We start from the raw sequence: 3,539 nt of genomic DNA, 5'->3' as shown, positions 1-3,539 counted from the left end.
GAGCCGTTCAGCCTGAATTGGGTGGACAGATTGGCCGATGGGTTCCAGGACCGGAAACAGGAAAGACGCCGTGCAAAGCGATGAAGTCATCGCCCTCCATCCCGCCGACAGCGGCATGCAGCTCGGCCGTGCTCTTCTTCACGCGTTGCACAATGCCGGCATTTCCGTTCTCTACCAGGATCGCGAGATGAAAACCGTATGGGCGCGCAACATGCGTGCGCCCTGGGTTTCGGACACCGCCGACAGCATCGGCATCCTGCCGGAGGCGCAGGCCGACCGCATCGGCGCGGCCAAGCGCGACGTCATTGCATCCGGCAACCCCCAACGTCTCGAGATCAGCGTTCCCGTCGAGGATGGCAGCCGCTGGTTCGAGGTGTGGATCGATGCCGATCACGGCGATGGTGGCACCGTGCAAGGCGTCGTCACCACGATGGTCGAGACGACGGAGCAGAAGCGCCGCGAGCAGACCCTGACGACGCTGTTGCGAGAGGTGAGCCATCGCTCGAAAAACCTGCTGGCGATCATCCAGAGCATAGCCACCCAGACCGGCCGCTACTCCGACAGCATCGGCGATTTCCTGACACGCTTTCGCGGCCGGCTGCAATCGCTGGCCTCGTCCCAGGATCTCGTGACCTCTTCCAACTGGCGGGGTGCAGCACTTCGCGAACTCGTATCGGGCCAGGTTGGCCGCTATGGCGGCGATCCGGTTCGGAGCCTGAGGTTTCAGGGGGCAAACCCCTATCTCAATCCCAACGCTGCCTTGCATATCGGCCTTGCGATGCATGAACTCGCCGTCAATTCGGTGAGCTACGGCGCCCTGTCGCGGCCCGGCGGGTACGTCAATGTTACAGCCAACCTGACCGCCGACGACACGGGAACCTCCCTGTCCCTGACATGGGCGGAGGCAATCGGCGCCAGTGATGTCAGGCGTAGCGAGAAGCGCTTCGGCAGCGTCGCACTCGAACGGGTCGTGCCGGCGTCACTGAACGGAACGGCGACGCTCGAAATCGCGGCTGGCCGCCTTGAATACCGCCTTGTCGTTCCGCACGGCAATTTCGAGACGGATTGAGCGACCTTCCTTAACCCGCCGTTCACCATAAAAGCAGATGCTGTTTTTCCCAGATACCGCTGGAACTTGTTGCATCACCGAACATTTCCGCAGCAGGATTTACAGCATGGTGGGAGGAATGCCTTGACGGTTGCCGACATGAACAGACTGGAGCAGGCCGCCCGGATTTCCATGGGCGAGTTTGAGGACTCAGAGGCTTCCACGCCACCGCTGGCTCCTGTTCCCAACGGAGCTTTGCGCCTAGTTGCGCTGGCCTTGGTGGCGGTGATCATGGCGGTCGCCCTGCACCAACTGGTCTACTAGGCCACCTCGTTTCGGCCGGTGGCCGAATCGGCTGTAGCGCCATCTTATTTCCCCGGCCGATCAAGCCAGCCAGGAACTTTGGCGAATGTAGACCGTTACTATGGCGAGAGGACTTCTCGCCATGGAACATATCGCTGCATTGTTGCTGGTCATCGGTTGCTCGAACACGATGGCCGACTGCCGTGAACTCCAGGTGCCCGTAAGCGTTTTCGCGACGGCCGAGCAATGCGTGGCCGAACGCCCATTCGTCTTGGGCGACGTGCAAGGGCAGGCTGACCACATCGTCGCCAAATGCCTTGCGGTCGATCCGGCGCTTGAGGACGACTATGATCAGATCGTCTGGAATGTGCGCGCCGATGGTACGCTTGACGCGTCTTTGGCAATTTCCAGCCTGGTAATGGCATCGAACACGATACGCCCAGAAAAAGACTATCTTCACCAACAATAGATTGCAGCAGCAAAGGCCGTCATTTCATGCTAAATGGCGGCTGGAGCTTACTAAAGTGAGGACACAAAGTGAGGAGTGACTCTATGCGGAAGATGATTATTGCCCTGGTTGCGGTGGTCGCGGTCAGCGGCTGCACCTCGACTGAGAAGGACGTGGTTGGCGGCGGCTTGATCGGCGCCGGTGTCGGCGGCTTGGTCGGCGGCGGTAAGGGCGCGCTGATCGGCGCGGCCGTGGGTGCCGGTTCCGGCCTGCTGGTGCGCAACCTGCGCAACGGCTATTGCCAATATCGCGATCATCGCGGCCGGATCTACACGGCTCGCTGCAACTAATTCGGCGATAATCGAAACGTCGATCCGGAGGCCGGTCCGCCGGCTTCCGGGTTTTTGATGTCTGGATGCTTCCCCCTTGTCGGCAACGGTCGCGCTCAATTGGCGAGTGGAATTTTGATTTCCACGTTCAGCCCATTGGCTTGGTAATCCCGTTTGATCGTACCGCGCAATTCGCGCGTCACGTTGAGGTCGATCAGCTTGGTGCCGAATCCGGTCTCGGCGGGCGCTTCAAGTTTCTTCTGCCCGTTTTCGCGCCAGTTGAGAGCCAGCACCCTGTCGCGCCCTCGGCCTTCGAGCGACCAGTCCACCTTCAGCGCCCCAACGGAATTGCCGGCCTCGCCGTATTTCAGCGCATTCGTCGCCAGTTCGTGGAAGGTCAGGCCGAGCGCTTGCGTCGTGGTTTCGTCGAGCAGCACCTGTGGTCCCGACAACAGCTCATCGGGCAGCTCCTTGCCGAACACCTGACCCAGCTCGATGCGCAGGAGATCGCCAAGATCGGCCTTCTGCCAGCGTGAGCGCGTCAGCATGTCCTGGGAGGCCGCCATCGCCTGCAGCCTAGCCGAGAAGGACGCTGAAAACTCGTTGACGTCGGTCGCCCGCGATGCCGTCTGACGCGCGATCGCCAGCACCCTGGTGATCGAATTCTTGATGCGATGCTTCATCTCCTGCAGCATCAGGTCTTTTTCGATCAGGCTCTTTTCCGTCGTTTCGTGCAATCGCGACGCTGCCTCATAGGCCCGCTCCTGATAGCGCGCCACAAGCGCGATTGCGCCCGCCAACAGCAGGCCGAACAGCCCCAGCATCACCGGAATGGCGCGCGACGACGGCTGCGAGAAGGCGCTTGTCGGCCGGAACAGGACAGTCCATGGCTGTCCGGCGACGATGATCTTTCGCGTGACCAGCAGCCTGTTCCCGAAAGTGGAAGCCGGCGGCGTCTCCGACCGGAACAACAGATTGTCGCCGTTCACGGCACCATCGCCATCATAGATTTCGGTGTTGACCGGCAAAAGCGGCGACCGGCTGAGCGCGGTCTGGAACAGATCGCGAGCCCGGAAGGCCGCATAGAGAAAACCTGATGTCGAGGATCTCGAAGCATTGATGACGTCGGGAGCGGTTTCGACATTGAGCCGCACGAAAACGAAGAAGCCGGTGAACGTCTGCGCGGCGCCCGTGTCCTGGCCCAGCTGCACCAGCCCGCTGGCATGCTGCTGGTCGTCGGACATCGCCTTTTCGATCGCCGCACGCCGCACCGGTTCGCTGAACATGTCGTAGCCGATGCCGGCTTGATTGGATGGATCCAGCGGTTCGAACAGCACGATAGGGGTGCGCCAGGGTTGCGTGGTGTCCGGGTAGATTGGATGACTGACGCCATAATCGTGCAGCATGTCGC

At 61.1% G+C, this 3,539-nt stretch carries 5 protein-coding genes; 4 read left to right on the top strand and 1 reads right to left on the bottom strand.

Features of this window, described 5'->3' with window-relative positions; genetic code table 11:
- Nucleotides 1-37 precede the first annotated feature (37 nt).
- The 4 genes from EN884_RS29775 to EN884_RS29760 all read left to right on the top strand — a co-directional run bounded on the left by EN884_RS29775 (nucleotide 38) and on the right by EN884_RS29760 (nucleotide 2,149).
- Nucleotides 38-1,069, top strand: a complete 1,032-nt coding sequence (locus EN884_RS29775) for a sensor histidine kinase (RefSeq protein WP_063169141.1) — start codon at nucleotides 38-40, stop codon at nucleotides 1,067-1,069.
- Between the two features lie 123 nt (nucleotides 1,070-1,192).
- Nucleotides 1,193-1,372: a hypothetical protein gene (locus tag EN884_RS29770; RefSeq protein WP_063169142.1), complete on the top strand. Its 180-nt coding sequence runs from the start codon at nucleotides 1,193-1,195 to the stop codon at nucleotides 1,370-1,372.
- 121 nt (nucleotides 1,373-1,493) lie between these two features.
- On the top strand, nucleotides 1,494-1,820 hold the full coding sequence (locus EN884_RS29765) for a hypothetical protein (RefSeq protein ID WP_013529279.1): 327 nt from the start codon (nucleotides 1,494-1,496) through the stop codon (nucleotides 1,818-1,820).
- Between the two features lie 83 nt (nucleotides 1,821-1,903).
- Nucleotides 1,904-2,149, top strand: coding sequence for a YMGG-like glycine zipper-containing protein (locus EN884_RS29760; RefSeq protein WP_013529278.1), 246 nt, complete (start codon nucleotides 1,904-1,906; stop codon nucleotides 2,147-2,149).
- Between the two features lie 95 nt (nucleotides 2,150-2,244).
- On the opposite strand, the gene EN884_RS29755 is transcribed toward EN884_RS29760, so the two are convergent.
- A partial coding sequence (locus EN884_RS29755) for a CHASE domain-containing protein (protein WP_128360907.1) occupies nucleotides 2,245-3,539 on the bottom strand: 1,295 nt, incomplete at its 5' end.

This window comes from Mesorhizobium sp. M7A.F.Ca.AU.001.01.1.1 (assembly GCF_004022735.1).
In the GTDB taxonomy this organism is placed as follows: domain Bacteria; phylum Pseudomonadota; class Alphaproteobacteria; order Rhizobiales; family Rhizobiaceae; genus Mesorhizobium; species Mesorhizobium ciceri.
Note: the sequence above shows the minus strand (reverse complement) of the source record. Positions and strands in the feature narration are given on the sequence as shown.

Bases quoted from the DNA above. Each gene is read 5' to 3' on its own strand.
- EN884_RS29775 (WP_063169141.1), top strand. From the start codon at position 38: ATGGGTTCCAGGACCGGAAACAGGAAAGACGCCGTGCAAAGCGATGAA.
- EN884_RS29765 (WP_013529279.1), top strand. From the start codon at position 1,494: ATGGAACATATCGCTGCATTGTTGCTGGTCATCGGTTGCTCGAACACG.
- EN884_RS29760 (WP_013529278.1), top strand. From the start codon at position 1,904: ATGCGGAAGATGATTATTGCCCTGGTTGCGGTGGTCGCGGTCAGCGGC.